This window comes from Plantibacter sp. Mn2098 (genome assembly GCF_049319745.1).
Lineage (GTDB): Bacteria > Actinomycetota > Actinomycetes > Actinomycetales > Microbacteriaceae > Plantibacter.
In genome coordinates this window covers 143168-157303 of sequence record NZ_JBMOUH010000008.1, presented here as the reverse complement: position 1 = coordinate 157303, position 14136 = coordinate 143168, and the positions used below count along the sequence as shown (strand labels likewise).

Annotated in this window: 13 protein-coding genes; 9 read left to right on the top strand and 4 right to left on the bottom strand. The window is 67.6% G+C overall.

Translation table 11 applies throughout. The features are described 5' to 3' along the window. Positions 1 to 65 precede the first annotated feature (65 nt). On the bottom strand, positions 66 to 308 hold the full coding sequence (locus tag ACL9RL_RS13740; RefSeq protein WP_422780830.1) for a hypothetical protein: 243 nt from the start codon (positions 306 to 308) through the stop codon (positions 66 to 68). A 159-nt stretch (positions 309 to 467) separates the two neighbouring features. Between ACL9RL_RS13740 and ACL9RL_RS13735 the strand changes: the two genes are divergently transcribed. The 7 genes from ACL9RL_RS13735 to ACL9RL_RS13705 all read left to right on the top strand — a co-directional run bounded on the left by ACL9RL_RS13735 (position 468) and on the right by ACL9RL_RS13705 (position 7816). After that, a complete protein-coding gene (locus ACL9RL_RS13735; RefSeq protein WP_422780829.1) occupies positions 468 to 1754 on the top strand; it encodes a sensor histidine kinase in 1287 nt (428 codons plus the stop codon). Beyond that, complete coding sequence (locus ACL9RL_RS13730; protein WP_422780828.1) at positions 1751 to 2683, top strand: response regulator; 933 nt, start codon at positions 1751 to 1753, stop codon at positions 2681 to 2683. The genes ACL9RL_RS13735 and ACL9RL_RS13730 overlap by 4 nt, the downstream gene beginning before the upstream one ends. A 155-nt stretch (positions 2684 to 2838) precedes the next feature. Further along, entirely contained in the window at positions 2839 to 3843 is a 1005-nt protein-coding gene (locus ACL9RL_RS13725) for an aldo/keto reductase family protein (RefSeq protein WP_422780827.1), read from the top strand. A 337-nt stretch (positions 3844 to 4180) separates the two neighbouring features. After that, the gene (locus tag ACL9RL_RS13720; RefSeq protein WP_422780826.1) at positions 4181 to 5065 is read left to right on the top strand and encodes an ABC transporter ATP-binding protein; all 885 of its coding nucleotides are present in this window, start codon (positions 4181 to 4183) and stop codon (positions 5063 to 5065) included. A gap of 113 nt (positions 5066 to 5178) precedes the next feature. Beyond that, positions 5179 to 6240 carry an ABC transporter permease gene (locus ACL9RL_RS13715; RefSeq protein ID WP_422780941.1) on the top strand — a complete coding sequence of 354 codons (1062 nt, stop codon included), beginning with the start codon at positions 5179 to 5181 and terminating at the stop codon, positions 6238 to 6240. 102 nt (positions 6241 to 6342) lie between these two features. After that, entirely contained in the window at positions 6343 to 6567 is a 225-nt protein-coding gene (locus ACL9RL_RS13710; protein WP_422780825.1) for a hypothetical protein, read from the top strand. A 145-nt stretch (positions 6568 to 6712) separates the two neighbouring features. Further along, positions 6713 to 7816 (top strand): threonine aldolase family protein, encoded by a 1104-nt coding sequence (locus ACL9RL_RS13705; protein WP_422780824.1) that lies wholly within the window; start codon positions 6713 to 6715, stop codon positions 7814 to 7816. Between the two features lie 61 nt (positions 7817 to 7877). Here ACL9RL_RS13705 and ACL9RL_RS13700 read toward each other — a convergent pair whose 3' ends face one another. Further along, entirely contained in the window at positions 7878 to 8822 is a 945-nt protein-coding gene (locus ACL9RL_RS13700; protein ID WP_422780823.1) for a quinone oxidoreductase family protein, read from the bottom strand. A gap of 220 nt (positions 8823 to 9042) precedes the next feature. After that, positions 9043 to 10134: a type I restriction endonuclease gene (locus tag ACL9RL_RS13695; RefSeq protein ID WP_422780822.1), complete on the bottom strand. Its 1092-nt coding sequence runs from the start codon at positions 10132 to 10134 to the stop codon at positions 9043 to 9045. Positions 10135 to 10291: 157 nt separating this feature from the next. Between ACL9RL_RS13695 and acs the strand changes: the two genes are divergently transcribed. Both acs and ACL9RL_RS13685 read left to right on the top strand, forming a co-directional pair. After that, positions 10292 to 12472: an acetate--CoA ligase gene (acs, locus tag ACL9RL_RS13690; protein ID WP_422780821.1), complete on the top strand. Its 2181-nt coding sequence runs from the start codon at positions 10292 to 10294 to the stop codon at positions 12470 to 12472. Between the two features lie 214 nt (positions 12473 to 12686). Further along, the gene (locus tag ACL9RL_RS13685) at positions 12687 to 13265 is read left to right on the top strand and encodes a nitroreductase family protein (protein ID WP_422780820.1); all 579 of its coding nucleotides are present in this window, start codon (positions 12687 to 12689) and stop codon (positions 13263 to 13265) included. 105 nt (positions 13266 to 13370) lie between these two features. Here ACL9RL_RS13685 and ACL9RL_RS13680 read toward each other — a convergent pair whose 3' ends face one another. Beyond that, entirely contained in the window at positions 13371 to 14039 is a 669-nt protein-coding gene (locus ACL9RL_RS13680) for a DUF1345 domain-containing protein (RefSeq protein WP_422780819.1), read from the bottom strand. Between the last annotated feature and the right edge of the window lie 97 nt (positions 14040 to 14136).

Genomic DNA, 14136 nt, shown 5'->3' with positions numbered 1-14136 from the left:
GCCGGCGCACCCGCAGTTTGCGACCCCTCGGCGGAAGCACGGGAAGGGGAGGGAGGTGACGGGCGCTAGACCAGGAGGGTCGGGCGCTCGGGGCGGCGGGGCGGGTCCGATGGCGGCAGCCAGCCGTCGGGGACGTGACCGCTGTCGAAACGGCCGCAGGCACCGCAGAGGTAGTTGACGGTCGATGGGACCCAGTGCGGTTTGCCAGTGGCGCGCCCGCCGAGATGCACCATACGACCGGGCACGAACCCGCTGTAGACCAGGAATTCGTCTGTGTTACAGGTCCGGCAGATCGGTTTGTCAGTCATGAGATTCACCTTCGACTCACTCAGACCATACGTCACCCGAACACCGCTGCCAACGGCTTGAGTTCTCAGGATCGGCGTGCTCGGACGTCCGTGTTCCCCCAGAGGCTCTCCCCCGCTCGGCGGATGTGCGCTCGCGACCCTCGCGCTACGGTTGTCCGCATGACGACGAGCACCTCCAATCCGGATGACGCCGGTTGGAGGCGGCCCCCGCCGACACACGACGACTTCCGTCGCGACGCCATCCTCGCGGCCGCCATGCTCGTCGGCGCGCTCGTCAGCCTCGGCCTGTACTCCGTCACGGGGATCTTCCGTCATGCGGCCCCGATGTGGGTCGGCGTCATCTGGGCGTTTGTGATCATCACCCCACTCGCGTGGCGGCGCCGGGCCCCCAGCGTCGCGGCGTTCATCATCGCGGCCACCTTCGTCACCGGGGCGATGCTGCCCGTCCCCGAGGGGTTGTTCGCGAACATCGCACTGTTCCTCGCGCTCTATTCCGTGGGGGCGTGGGTCGCGAATCGGCAGCACGCGTTCATCGTGCGCGTGATCATCATCGCCGGGATGTTCATCTGGCTGATCGCCGCGATGTTCGTGGAGGCGACGAATCCGGATGCGACACCCGGGTTGTCGCGCGCGGGCGCGTTCTCGCCGTACGTGGCGTTCCAGCTTGCCCAGATCATGCTGAACCTCCTCTACTTCGGCGCCGCGTACTACTTCGGCGAGCGCTCGTACGCCGCCGCTCGCGAACGCGCGGCCCTCGAACTGCGGACACGCGAATTGAGTGCGGAGCGGGAGCGGACGGCGCGGCAGGCCGTCGCACTGGAGCGGCTCCGCATCGCACGCGAGTTGCACGACGTCGTCGCCCACCACGTGTCGGTGATGGGGGTGCAGGCGGGTGCCGCCCGGACCGTGCTCGACGTCGACCGGGACGCGGCCCGCGAGGCGCTCGCCAGCGTGGAGACGGGCGCGAGGTCGGCGATCGACGAACTCCACAAGATGCTCGGCACGCTCCGTGCGCACACCGATGAGGCGGGCGAGAACGCCGAGGCGTCGACGCTCGGCGTCCGCCACCTCGGCGACCTGACCGACGGTTCGACCGCGAGCGGACTCCCCACCCGATACGAGGTGATCGGCGAGGCTGCGGCGATCTCTCCCGTGATCAGTCTGAATCTGTACCGGATCACGCAGGAGGCGCTCACCAACGCCCGGAAATACGGCGGCTCAAGCGCGACCGCCGAAGTGCGGCTGCGCTACCTCGACGGCGCCGTTGAACTCGAGATCACCAACACGGGCAACGTCCCCTCCACGGCGCGGGCCGGCGGACTCGGGATCATCGGCATGCGCGAGCGCGTCGAGGCGTCGGGCGGCCGGTTCGAGGCCAGGCCGCGAACGCGTGGCGGCTATCTCGTGCGCGCGCACATCCCCTCGGACCAGGAGACAGCGCGATGACCGACCGCCCCATCCGCGTCCTCCTCGTCGACGACCAGGAACTCCTGCGCGCCGGCTTCCGCATCATCCTGGGTGTGCAGCCGGACATCGAGATCGTCGGTGAAGCGTCCACAGGGGCCGAGGCGATCGCGCAGACCGCAGCACTGGAACCGGACGTCGTGTGCATGGACGTGCAGATGCCGGGCATGGACGGGCTTGAGGCGACCAGGCGGATCGTCGCGGATCCTGCGCTCACGGCGGCCGTCCTCATCCTGACGACCTTCGACCGCGACGACTACCTGTACGACGCCTTGGCCGCCGGCGCGAGCGGATTCCTGCTCAAGAACTCGTCGCCGGAGGAGCTCATAGCCGCCGTGCGGGTGGTCGCCGTCGGCGATGCGCTGCTCTCGCCGGCCGTCACACGGCGTGTGATCGAGGGGTTCGCGAGTCGCGGGCGCGCGGGTGGGGCCGATGCCGGAGGCGGGGCTGCTGCTGAGCCTTCGGGTGCCGAGGTGTTGTCGTCCGGCACGCGGTCCTCCGACGCGAGGTCCGCCGGTGCGGGGTCGTCCGGTGCGGGGTCGTCCGGCGCGCTGTCGTCCGGCGCACTGTCCTCCGACGCGCTGTCGTCCGGCGCACTGTCGTCCGGCGCGAGCGCCCAGACGTCCGTCGAGTCGTCGCGTTCCGACGGTCCGTCTGCGGCCGGTGGGTCGATGGATGTCGCCGGCTCCGCCGCATCGGTGGCCCTCGCATCGCTCACGGATCGCGAGCGCGAGGTGCTGCACCTCGTGGCGCAGGGCATGTCGAACGCGGAGATCGCGGCGGAGTTGTACGTCGGCGAGGCGACCGTGAAGTCGCACGTGTCGAAGGTGTTGCAGAAGCTCGCCCTGCGCGACCGCATCCAGGCCGTCATCTTCGCCTACGAGCAGAACATCGCGCCCCAGCGCCCCTGACCCCTGTCCACAATTCCGGAATTCATGTGGCAGGAGTGACGAAGAAAACGCTTCCCGGCTGCACCATGCGCATTCCCGCTCGACAGTTCCGGAATTGTGGAAAGAGAAACGGATGACGGGAGCTGCGGAGGAGACACGAGAGTAGCGTTGGCCGCATGGAATTTCGATACCTCGGCAACAGCGGATTCAAGATCTCTGAGATCATCTTCGGCAACTGGCTCACTCACGCCTCGCAGGTCGAGAACGACATCGCGGCGGCGAGCGTCAGGGCCGCCCTCGACGCCGGCATCACCACCTTCGACACGGCCGACGCGTACGCGAACACCGCGGCGGAGGTCGTCCTCGGCGATGCGCTGAAGGGTGAACGTCGCGCCAGCATCGAGATCTTCACCAAGGTCTACTGGCCCACCGGCCCGCGCGGCCACAACGACACCGGCCTGTCCCGCAAGCACATCCTGGAGTCGATCGACGGCTCCCTCCAGCGCCTCGGCACCGACTACGTCGACCTCTACCAGGCGCACCGCTACGACGTCGAAACGCCCCTCGAAGAGACGATGCAGGCGTTCGCAGACGTGGTCCGCGCGGGCAAGGCGCTCTACATCGGTGTGAGCGAATGGAACGCGGAGCAGCTCCGCGCGGGCCACGCCCTCGCGAAGGACCTCGGCATCCAGCTCATCTCGAACCAGCCGCAGTACTCGCTGCTGTGGCGCGTCATCGAGGAGGAGGTCGTGCCGGCGTCGCGTGAGCTCGGCATCTCCCAGATCGTCTGGTCGCCCGTCGCCCAGGGCGTGCTGAGCGGCAAGTACAAGCCGGGTGCCGAACTTCCGGCCGGCAGCCGCGCGACCGACAAGAAGGGTGGCGAGAACACCATCAAGGGCTTTATGCGCGATGAGGTCCTCACCGCCGTCCAGCAGTTGCAGCCCATCGCGGACGAATTGGACCTCACGATGGCGCAGCTGTCGCTCGCGTGGGTCCTCCACAACGACAACGTGGCCGGGGCGATCGTCGGAGCATCGCGTCCTGAGCAGGTGACGTCCAACGTCGCCGCCTCCGGGGTGAAGCTCGACACGGACGTCGTCGAGCGGATCGAAGCGGCGGTCGGCGCGGTCGCCGAGACCGACCCGGCGAAGACGGTCTCGCCCACCACGCGCCCGGCCTAACCGCGCCGTCCGGGCTGTTCGCAATTCAGGAGCGCCCTCGGCGTGTCGCCCCAAGACGCCCGTTTTGGGCGCGACACGCCGCGCCTCGCCTGAATTGCGAACAGCCACCGCGACGCGGGAGTACGCAAGACGACGCCGGAGGACGGAGGAGGACGGACGACACCGACACCTCCCCCGCACGACGGAGATCCGCACCTCTTTCCACCACCCGCCGGCTGGACCGGCGCACGATACTCACAAAACACCCGCCACACGACGGATGCCGACGATAGGGCGGCCCGCGTAGCGTTGGAGCGCACACCGACAGAGGACGCACCAACGCCACAGGAGGCGAACGATGCTCGAACTGAGCCACATCGACAAGTCGTACGGGAACCGCAAGGTCCTCGACGACGTGAACTTCACGGTCGCCCCAGGCCGGATGACGGGATTCGTCGGCGGCAACGGCGCCGGCAAGACGACGACGATGCGCATCATCCTCGGCGTCCTCTCTCCGGGAGCCGGAACGGTCACGCTGAACGGCGAACCGCTCACGCCGGAGGACCGCCGCCGTTTCGGCTACATGCCGGAGGAGCGCGGGCTGTACCCGAAGATGAAGGTCGAGGAGCAGATCGTCTACCTCGCCCGTCTCCACGGGTTCTCGACGCAGGCCGCCAAGCGCAACGCAGACGAACTCCTGGAACGCCTCGGACTCGGCGAGCGCGGCAACGACACGCTTGAGAGCCTGTCGCTCGGCAACCAGCAACGCGCGCAGATCGCCGCCGCCCTCGTCCACGACCCTGAGGTGCTCGTCCTCGACGAACCGTTCTCCGGCCTCGACCCGATGGCGGTCGACGTCGTCGTGGGCGTCCTCAGTGAGCGCGCAGCCCGCGGATGCCCCGTCCTCTTCTCCAGCCACCAGCTCGACATCGTCGAACGCCTCTGCGACGACCTCGTCATCATCGCGGGCGGTCGGATCAGGGCGGCAGGGTCTCGCGACCAGCTGCGCGCAGAGCACGCCGGCAACCGCTACGAACTCCTCGGGTCGGCCGACACCGGTTGGTTGCGCGGGATCGCCGGCGTCGAGGTCGTCGACTTCGACGGCGGATACGCACTGTTCGACGCCGACTCGGAAGCGGTCGCGCAGACCGTCCTCCGTGAGGCGCTCACCCGCGGCGATGTCGCGAGCTTCTCCCCACAACATCCCACCCTTGCCCAGATCTTCAAGGAGGTCATCCAGTGAGCACGCCAACCGCGCAGGCCGGCGGCAACGGCGCCGGCGGCAATGCAGGCACCACCGGCACCACCGGCACCACCCCTCGCACCCGCCCGGCCCCGCCGAGCTTCGTCCAGAGCGTGTGGCTCGTCGCCGACCGTGAGATCCGGATGCGGCTGCGCAGCAAGACCTTCCTCGTCTCCACCGGCATCCTGCTGCTCATCGTGCTCGCGAGCATCATCGTCGGCGGATTCCTCGCGAAGTCGACCACCGACACGAAGGTCGCCGTCGTCGGCTCGGCATCGAGTTCGATCAGCGACCGCAGCGGGCTCGACATCACCGAGGTCGGCACGGTCGCCGAGGCGGAGAAGCTCGTCAAGGCCGGGAAAGTCGATGCGGCCATCGCCCCGTCGGACACGACCAACGTCACGGGCATCCAGGTGATCGGCGACACCGAGGTCTCCAGCTCCCTCATCCTGCGGTTCAGCGCCTCGCCGGAGGTGACCCTGCTCAGCCCGGACACGGGCCAGAACTCGCTCATCGGCTACTTCGTGTCGATCGCGTTCGGGCTGGTGTTCTTCGTCTCGGCGACGACGTTCGGCTCGACGATCGCGCAGAGCGTCGTCGAGGAGAAGTCGACGCGTGTGGTCGAGATCCTGATGTCGACGATCCCGGTGCGCGCGCTCCTCGCCGGCAAGGTGGTCGGCAACAGCATCCTCGCGTTCGCCCAGACGGCGGTGATCGCCGCGCTGGCGGTCATCGGCCTCACGGTGACCGGGCAGAGCGCCCTGCTCGCCGGGCTGGGGGCGCCGGTGGTCTGGTTCGTGTTCTTCTTCATCATCGGGTTCGTGCTGCTCGCGTCGCTCTTCGCGGCGACCGCATCGATGGTGTCCCGCCAGGAGGACATCGGCTCGACAACGACACCCGTCACGATGCTCGTGATGATCCCGTACTTCGCGGTCATCTTCCTGCACGACAACCCGGTCGCGATGACGATCATGTCGTACGTGCCGTTCTCCGCGCCGGTCGGCATGCCGGTGCGCATGTTCCTCGGGACGGCGCAGTGGTGGGAGCCGCTGCTCTCACTCGTGATCCTCCTCGCCACGACGGCCCTCGTCATCGTGTTCGCATCGCGCATCTACGAGAACTCGCTGCTGCGCATGGGTGGACGGGTGAAGCTGGGCGAGGCGCTCCGCGGCTGAGCCGACACCTTGGCCGGATCGTCGCCCGCATGCAACCCCTGTGGCGACGATCCGGCTTCGGCGTAGCGTTGACGCCGGCCTGAATCCGACGAAAGGACGTGCATGAGCGGGATGGGTGGCATCGACGAGGTCTTCAATCCGGGGGCGTTCGAGGCGAAGCAGTTCCTCGATGCGGAGCACGAGCTCCCGGCGCCGGCTCCGCTGGCCGGGGATCCCGATCACGACATCTACGCGGACGGGCCGTTGCACATCGAGGTCCCGGCGGATGCGCTGGACGAGGGAACGGGTGTGGTCGTGGAGGCGCGTCTCGACGTCGACGCCGACTGACCCGTCGGCCCGTCTGCCGATCCGTCGGCCCGTCGGCCGGCCCGTCGGCTGATCTCCCGGCCGATCCGCCGAGGTGAGGCAAATCGTCGCGGATCTCGCCCCCGAGCAGCGATTCGCCGCCCCTCGCAAGGAAACTGCAGGGCGGATGGGAGAGGATGGAACGGTGACCTCTCCTCTCCACGACCCCAGCGTCCGCGGTTTCGCCTCCGACAACTACGCCGGTGTGCATCCCGAGATCCTCGATGCGATCGCCCAGGCGAACGGCGGCCACCAGGTCGCGTACGGCGGCGATGTCTACACGGAGCGTCTGCACGAGGTCTTCGCCTCCCACTTCGGCGAGGGCGCGCAGGTCTTCCCCGTGTTCAACGGGACGGGTGCGAACGTCGTCGGCCTGCAGTCGATGCTGCCGCGTTGGGGCGCTGTGATCGCAGCGTCGACCGCGCACATCAACGTGGACGAGGGCGGCGCGCCCGAGCGCGTCGGCGGCATCAAGCTCCTCACGGTCGAGAGCCCGAACGGCAAGCTCACGCCTGAACTCATCGACAAGGAGGCGTGGGGATGGGGCGATGAGCACCGCGCGCAGCCGCTCGTGGTCTCGATCACGCAGTCGACCGAGCTCGGCACCGTGTACACGCCGGAGGAGATCCGGGCCATCGCCGAGCACGCCCACGGGCACGGCATGAAGCTGCACCTCGACGGCGCCCGCCTCTCCAACGCCGCTGCGGCGCTCGGCCTGCCGTTCCGTGCGTTCACGACCGATGTCGGCGTCGACGTCCTCTCCTTCGGCGGCACGAAGAACGGGCTGCTGTTCGGTGAGGCCGTCGTGGTGCTCGACCCGTCCGCCTCTGACGGGCTCACCTACCTGCGCAAGCTCAACATGCAGCTCGCGTCGAAGATGCGCTTCGGTTCCGCGCAGCTCATCGCGCTGCTCGAACAGGATGCGGACGGCGGCGGCCTGTGGCTGCGGTCGGCTTCGCACGCCAATGCGATGGCCGCCCGTCTGCGTTCCTCGCTGGAGGCGCTCATCGTCGCCGGTGAGGCGCCCGGTCTGAGCTTCAGCCAGCCGACCGACGCCAACGCCGTCTTCGCGGTCCTGCCGGCAGGCGTCGCCGATCGCGTCCGCGAGTCGTTCCGCTTCTACGATTGGGATGCCGCGACCGGCGAGGTCCGCTGGATGTGCTCGTTCGATACGACGGAGGCCGACATCGACGGCTTCGTCGCCGCGATCCGCACCGAACTGCAGCGGTAGCAGCGGCGGCAGCTCGGTGCGGCAGCAGCGGTAGCAGCAGCGCAGGCGGCCGCCGGATCGCCTACGGGACGAGGATGATCTTGCCCTGCGGGTGGCCGTTCTCGCTCTCGCGGTGCGCGTCCGCCGCCTGCGCGAGCGGGTAGACGGTCCCGATCTGGAAGTGGAACCCGCCGCGGGAGACGAGGTCGGCGACCGCGTCGACGGCTTCGACCCGCCAGGCCTGCTCCTGCTCGGTCAGCGGGATCGGGTTGCCGCCTGACCATGCCTTGATGCCCAGCTCCGCTGCCCTGGCGCCGACGACGATCGTGCCGATGTTGCTGCGGTCCGGGACGAGTTCGAACGACGTCTCGAGCGCTTCGTCGGTGCCGACGGCGTCGAGGACGAGGTCGATGCCCTCCGGGGCGACGGCCCGCACGCGGTCGGTGAGGCCCGGTCCGTAGACGACGGGGATCGCGCCGAGTTCGCGCAGACGCAACTGGCTGTTCTCGCCGCCGGTCGCGATGACGATCGCGCCCCAGTCCTTCGCGAACTGGATCGCGGCCTGGCCGACGGCGCCGGATCCGCCGTGGATGAGCAGCGTCGTGCCCTCGGTGACGCCGAGCGACTTCAGCGCCTGGTAGGCGGTGCCGACGGGGACACCGATCGCCGCAGCCTGCTGGAAGTCGACGGCTTCCGGCTTGCGGGTGATCTGGTCGGGGGTGACGACCAACTGGCTCGCGTACGCGCCGTTGCCTCCGCGGACGACCACCTCGTCGCCGACGGCCCAGCCATCGACATCGGCCCCGACCTCGCTCACGACGCCGGCGGCGTCGCTGCCGAGACGGCGCGGTTCCGTGATGGGTGCGCTCGGGCGGATTCCGGAGCGCAGCTTCCACTCGATCGGGTTGACGCCGACGGCCTTGACGTCGATGAGGAGTCCGTCCGCCGGGACGGCCGGCTTCGGCACTTCCACCACCTGCAGGACGTCTGGTGAACCGAATTCCGAATACTGGACGACCGTGGCCATGGTGTTCCTCTCGTGTTGGTGGATCGCGGCGGGCGAGTCGTGCGCGCCCGCGACATCGATCAACGCGCTCGTCTCGACACTATTCCGGTGTGACGCTGCGTGTCGCAATGCAGTGCAGTCACAAGGGAACGCTCAGCGCCGCGAGAGGAGGCAAATCGTTGTGCCGCGGCTGCTGGAACCACAATTTGCCTCCTCTCGACGTCGATGCGCCGAACGCCCCCTAGGCGTGGGCCTTGACGGCCTCACGAATCGCTTGCGCGTGTTCGTAGATGTCATCGAGCGCCTCGATGGGATGACGCGTCTCGTTCTTCTCCGCATCGAACGTCCCCAAGTACTTCTGCTTGCGGTTGAAGTGAAGTCGCGCGATCGGCTTGCGATTGTTGTCGTCGAGGATGACTGCGAAGTACGACTTCGCGTCGCGATGGACGATTCGATGAGTCCGGACTTCACTGCACGCGATCGCCTTCACGATCTGGAATCCTTCAAGCTCTTCAAGTGTCGTCTCGATGCCGTCCTGATCAGCGAGATCCTCTTCGACGGCTTCTTCGCTCGTGATCTCGTGCTCAGACGCTTCATGCTCGATGGTCGGGAAGTTCGGAGCTCCAAGAGCCGTTTTGAGGCGATCGTTGATCTGCTCGTTGAGGAATTGCTTCGCCGCCTTGTCGACCAGCGCGGTGAACTGTTCACGAACGCGTTGCGTGAACGCACCCTCATAGACGCGAGTGGTGAAGAACCTCACCCACTCGTCTTCAGGATCCTTGAACTGCGTGGCGAGGATGCGCTTGATCTGACCGATGTACTTGAGTTCCCCAGCTGAGTTGATGATCGAATCGAGGTCGAAGACGTCTTTCGTCAGCTTGCGGAGTTCTGGGATGAGCGTCTCGTCGATGTCGTTGAGATCAAGCACGAGGAACGGTTTTGCATCCATCCGATTCGGAGCGTCGAGATCGGTGAAGAACTGATAGACCTCGCCGTTCGTCAACACCGCGATCCGTGCATTCGTAACGGCGAAGTACCGATACAGCTGCGACGCGTGCTCGATCTTGACCGGCTCCGACGACTTCTTGCACTCGATGAGGATTTGCACCTCGCCGTCCCGGAGGATGGCGTAGTCGATCTTCTCGCCCTTCTTCACCCCAACGTCAGCGATGAATTCAGGCACGACCTCGAGAGGATTGAACACGTCGTAGCCAAGAATGGTCGAGATGAAGGGCATCACGAACGCGTTCTTCGTCGCTTCCTCCGTCTGGATGACGTCGCGCTGCTGCCGTACCTTGCTCGCCAGGGCGATGAGTCGCTCCGTGAATTCCATGTTGCTCCCAAATAAGTCGGTCGTTTACTTGAGAACGTACCAATAAACAGCTGTTGGATAGCGCATTCTGGTTGATCGTTTCGCCCTCGGTAACCCGCCTGTGACACTCCATGACCCCGAAGTGGCGACGCACCCGAGGGCGCAATACCGTTGGACCATGCCCCCCACTGATGGATCGACGTCCGGCGCGCCCACCACTGCGAACAGCCCTTCAGCGAGCGCGGGGAGCTCAGGGAGCGCAGGCACCTCGGCGACGATCGCGAACCTGCTCGACGAGACCCGCAGCTACCCGGCCCCCGCCGACATCGCTGCGACCGCCAACGTCGGCGCCGATGCGTGGGCTCACGCCGCCGCCGACCCGGTCGCGTTCTGGGAGGAACAGGCCAGGCGACTCGACTGGGTAACGCCGTGGGAGACCGCGCACACCTGGGAGCCGGCCAGACCGGTCGATGGCAGCACCGCCGCCGAGCACCCGGCCGGCGGCACCGATGACGCAGCCGCAGAACCCGAACTCACCATCCCGGCCGCGACCTGGTTCGCCGGCGGCACGCTCAACGTCGCCGTGAACTGCGTCGACCGTCACGTCGATGCAGGCCGAGGGGACAAGGTCGCGCTCCACTTCGAGGGCGAGCCGGGCGACCGCCGCTCCATCACCTACGCCGAGCTGCAGCGGGAGGTTTCGAAGGCGGCCAACGCACTCACGGCCCTCGGCATCGGCAAGGGCGACCGTGTCGTCATCTACCTGCCGGTCATCCCGGAAACGGTCATCGCAACGCTCGCCGTCGCCCGCATCGGCGCCATCCACTCGCTCGTCTTCGGCGGCTTCTCGGCCGAGGCGCTGCGCTTCCGCGTCGAGGACACCGAGGCGAAGCTCCTCATCACGACCGACGGCCAGTACCGCCGCGGCACAGCCGTCCCGGTCAAGCAGAACGCCGACGCAGCCGTCGCAGGCGTCCCGTCGATCGAGCACGTCCTCGTCGTCTCGCGCACGGGCGATGAGACGCCGAACGTCCCGTGGACCGATGGCCGCGACGTCTGGTGGCACAACACCGTCGACGTCGCGGACGACGTCCACGAGGCCGAGGCGTTCGACGCCGAGACGCCGCTCTTCATCATCTACACGAGCGGCACGACCGGGAAGCCGAAGGGCCTCGTGCACACGGCCGGCGGATACCTGACGCAGGCGTCGTGGACGCACTGGGCCATCTTCGACGCCAAGGACGACGACGTGCACTGGTGCACCGCCGACCTCGCCTGGGTCACCGCGCACACCTACGAGATCTACGGCCCGCTCTCCAACGGCCTCACGCAGGTCATCTACGAGGGCACGCCGAACACGCCGCACCAGGCCCGCCACTTCGAGATCATCGAACGCTACGGCGTGACCACCTACTACACGGCGCCGACCCTCATCCGAACGCTGATGACGTGGTTCCCCGATGGCCCGCCCGCCGAGTACGACCTCTCCAGCATCCGTCTCCTCGGGACGGTCGGCGAGGCGATCAACCCTGAGGCGTGGATGTGGTTCCGCGAGCACCTCGGCCGGGGCGAAGCTCCCGTGGTCGACACATGGTGGCAGTCGGAGACGGGTTCGGCCGTGATGGCTCCGCTCCCGGGCGCGACGACGATCAAGCCCGGTTCGGCGAGCCGCGCGCTACCCGGCCTCGAGACGCTCGTGGTCGACGAGGACGGCGAGACCGTCCCGTTCGGCTCTGGCGGCTACCTCGTCGTCAGTCGGTTCGGGCCGTCGCTCGCCCGCACGGTCTGGGGCAACCCGGAACGGTACCGCAACTCCTACTGGGCCAAGTACTGGCGGCAGGGCTACTTCTTCTCCGGTGACGGCGCCAAGTGGGACGAAGACGGCGACATCTGGGTCCTCGGCCGCGTCGATGACGTCATCAACGTCTCCGGGCACCGCCTCTCCACGATCGAGATCGAGTCATCGCTCGTCACCCACCCGCACGTCGGCGAGGCCGGTGTGGTCGGCGTCGATGATCCGATCACCGGGCAGGCGATCGCCGCGTTCGTGATCCCCACCTCCAGGTCCCACGGGCCGGAGACCGAGGAGGACGCGTACTGGTTGGAGCGCACGGCCGAGTTGCGCGAGGCGTTGCGTGCGCACGTCGCGAACGAGATCGGCCCGATCACGAAGCCCCGCGACGTCTTCGTGGTGCCCGACCTGCCGAAGACGCGCTCCGGCAAGATCATGCGACGGCTGCTGGGCGACATCGTGGATGGTCGAGTGCTCGGCGACACGACGTCGCTGCAGGACGAGGCGGCCCCGCATCGGATCGCGTCGATCGTCGCCGCGAGCCGCGCGTCGAACCGTCGAGCATAACTCCTTCAATTTCGACGTCGGCCGATCGCACTCCCGCGGCATTCCGCGGAAGTTCCGGCGGGCGAGGCGCAGATCGAAGGAGTTATGCGCGATGGAGGGACGCACGACGCCGGAGAAACACATCGACATCTTGGGAATAGGCCCCCGACATATGCGGTTGCATGGAACGTCAACGGCGACGACCCCATCACGAACACCCTCATATTGGAGCGATATGTCCACCGTCACCCGCACCGCCGAAACCGACTCGCCGATCCTCGACGTCCTCGCAGACCGCTGGAGCCCGCGCGCCTTCTCCGATGCGCCGCTCGACGCCCGCACGCTCTCGTCCGCACTCGAGGCGGCCCGCTGGTCGCCGAGCGCCAACAACAGCCAGCCGTGGCGCTTCATCGTCGGCACGAAGGGCACCGCGACGTTCGACACGATCGTCGCCAACCTCGTCGGGTTCAACCAGAGCTGGGCCGGAGCCGCCGGTGCACTCGTCGTCACCGTCGTCGAGACGGCCGATGAAGAAGGCAACCCGCGCCAGTGGGCCGCCTACGACGCCGGTCAGGCTGTCGCGCACCTCAGCGTGCAGGCACACCACGACGGCCTGTTCGCGCACCAGATGGCCGGCTTCCTGCCCGACGGCATCCGCGACGCCTTCCAGCTCCCAGCAGCACTGCAGCCGATCACGGTGACCGCACTCGGCGAGCTCGGCGACCCGGAGAGCCTCAACGAGGTCCTGCGCGAGCGCGAGGTCGCTCCCCGCACGCGCTTCCCGCTCTCCGACATCGTCCTCGTCCAGGAGTAGTCCCCGGACAGACCCTCTCGCAGCCCGCGAGGGGTCGCATATGGCTAGTTGAACCCGAGCCAACTAGCCGTATGCGACCCCTCGCGGGCTGCGTCGTTGGTGGGGCTAGATGGAGAGGCCGGCGATGAGGTTGATGACGGAGGCGAGGATGACGGCGCCGAAGACGTAGGACAGCAGCGTGTGCTTCAGGACCTCCCTGCGGAAGTCGGTCGAGCGCAGCGTCGTGTCCGACACCTGGTAGGTCATCCCGAGGTCGAACGCGAGGTACGCGAAATCGCTGTACTGCGGCGGCTCCTCCTGATTGAAGTCGATGCCGCCGACCGGCTCCGCGAAGTACATACGCGCGTACCGCAGCGTGTACAGCGTGTGGATGAGCAGCCACGACAGCGCGACGCTCAGCACGGCGAACCCGGCGAACAGGAACTGCTCCGCGCCCTTCGCCGCGCTCGCCTGGACGATCACCACACCGACCGCGACGAGGCTCCCGAGACTCGCACCGAGGATGAGCAGCTCGGTGACCGTCCGGCCAGGGTCCTCCGTGGTCGCGTGCTCGCGGGTCCGCTCGGCGTCCATCCGCCACACCCGCGCCCACACGATGACGATGTACACGAGCGATGCCGCCGCCCAGCCGGCCAGGATGGCATCAGCGATCCCGGCGGGTCGTGGGGCGGTGACGACGCCGACGACGATGCCCACCACAACACCGACGATCCCCATCGCGACCAGACGGGCGACGGCACGGCTGCGGATGGTCGGTTCTGCGGGTGTGCTCACGGCTCGATGCTAACGGCGCACGTCCGGTGACACCCCTCGCCCGCCCGCGATCCTCCGTTTCCAGAAGCGGAGAATCGCTCCAGGAACGGGCTCCTCG

Coding starts and splice junctions, on each gene's coding strand:
- ACL9RL_RS13740 (WP_422780830.1), bottom strand. CDS start 308: ATGACTGACAAACCGATCTGCCGGACCTGTAACACAGACGAATTCCTG.
- ACL9RL_RS13735 (WP_422780829.1), top strand. CDS start 468: ATGACGACGAGCACCTCCAATCCGGATGACGCCGGTTGGAGGCGGCCC.
- ACL9RL_RS13730 (WP_422780828.1), top strand. CDS start 1,751: ATGACCGACCGCCCCATCCGCGTCCTCCTCGTCGACGACCAGGAACTC.
- ACL9RL_RS13725 (WP_422780827.1), top strand. CDS start 2,839: ATGGAATTTCGATACCTCGGCAACAGCGGATTCAAGATCTCTGAGATC.
- ACL9RL_RS13720 (WP_422780826.1), top strand. CDS start 4,181: ATGCTCGAACTGAGCCACATCGACAAGTCGTACGGGAACCGCAAGGTC.
- ACL9RL_RS13710 (WP_422780825.1), top strand. CDS start 6,343: ATGAGCGGGATGGGTGGCATCGACGAGGTCTTCAATCCGGGGGCGTTC.
- ACL9RL_RS13705 (WP_422780824.1), top strand. CDS start 6,713: ATGGGAGAGGATGGAACGGTGACCTCTCCTCTCCACGACCCCAGCGTC.
- ACL9RL_RS13700 (WP_422780823.1), bottom strand. CDS start 8,822: ATGGCCACGGTCGTCCAGTATTCGGAATTCGGTTCACCAGACGTCCTG.
- ACL9RL_RS13695 (WP_422780822.1), bottom strand. CDS start 10,134: ATGGAATTCACGGAGCGACTCATCGCCCTGGCGAGCAAGGTACGGCAG.
- acs (WP_422780821.1), top strand. CDS start 10,292: ATGCCCCCCACTGATGGATCGACGTCCGGCGCGCCCACCACTGCGAAC.
- ACL9RL_RS13685 (WP_422780820.1), top strand. CDS start 12,687: ATGTCCACCGTCACCCGCACCGCCGAAACCGACTCGCCGATCCTCGAC.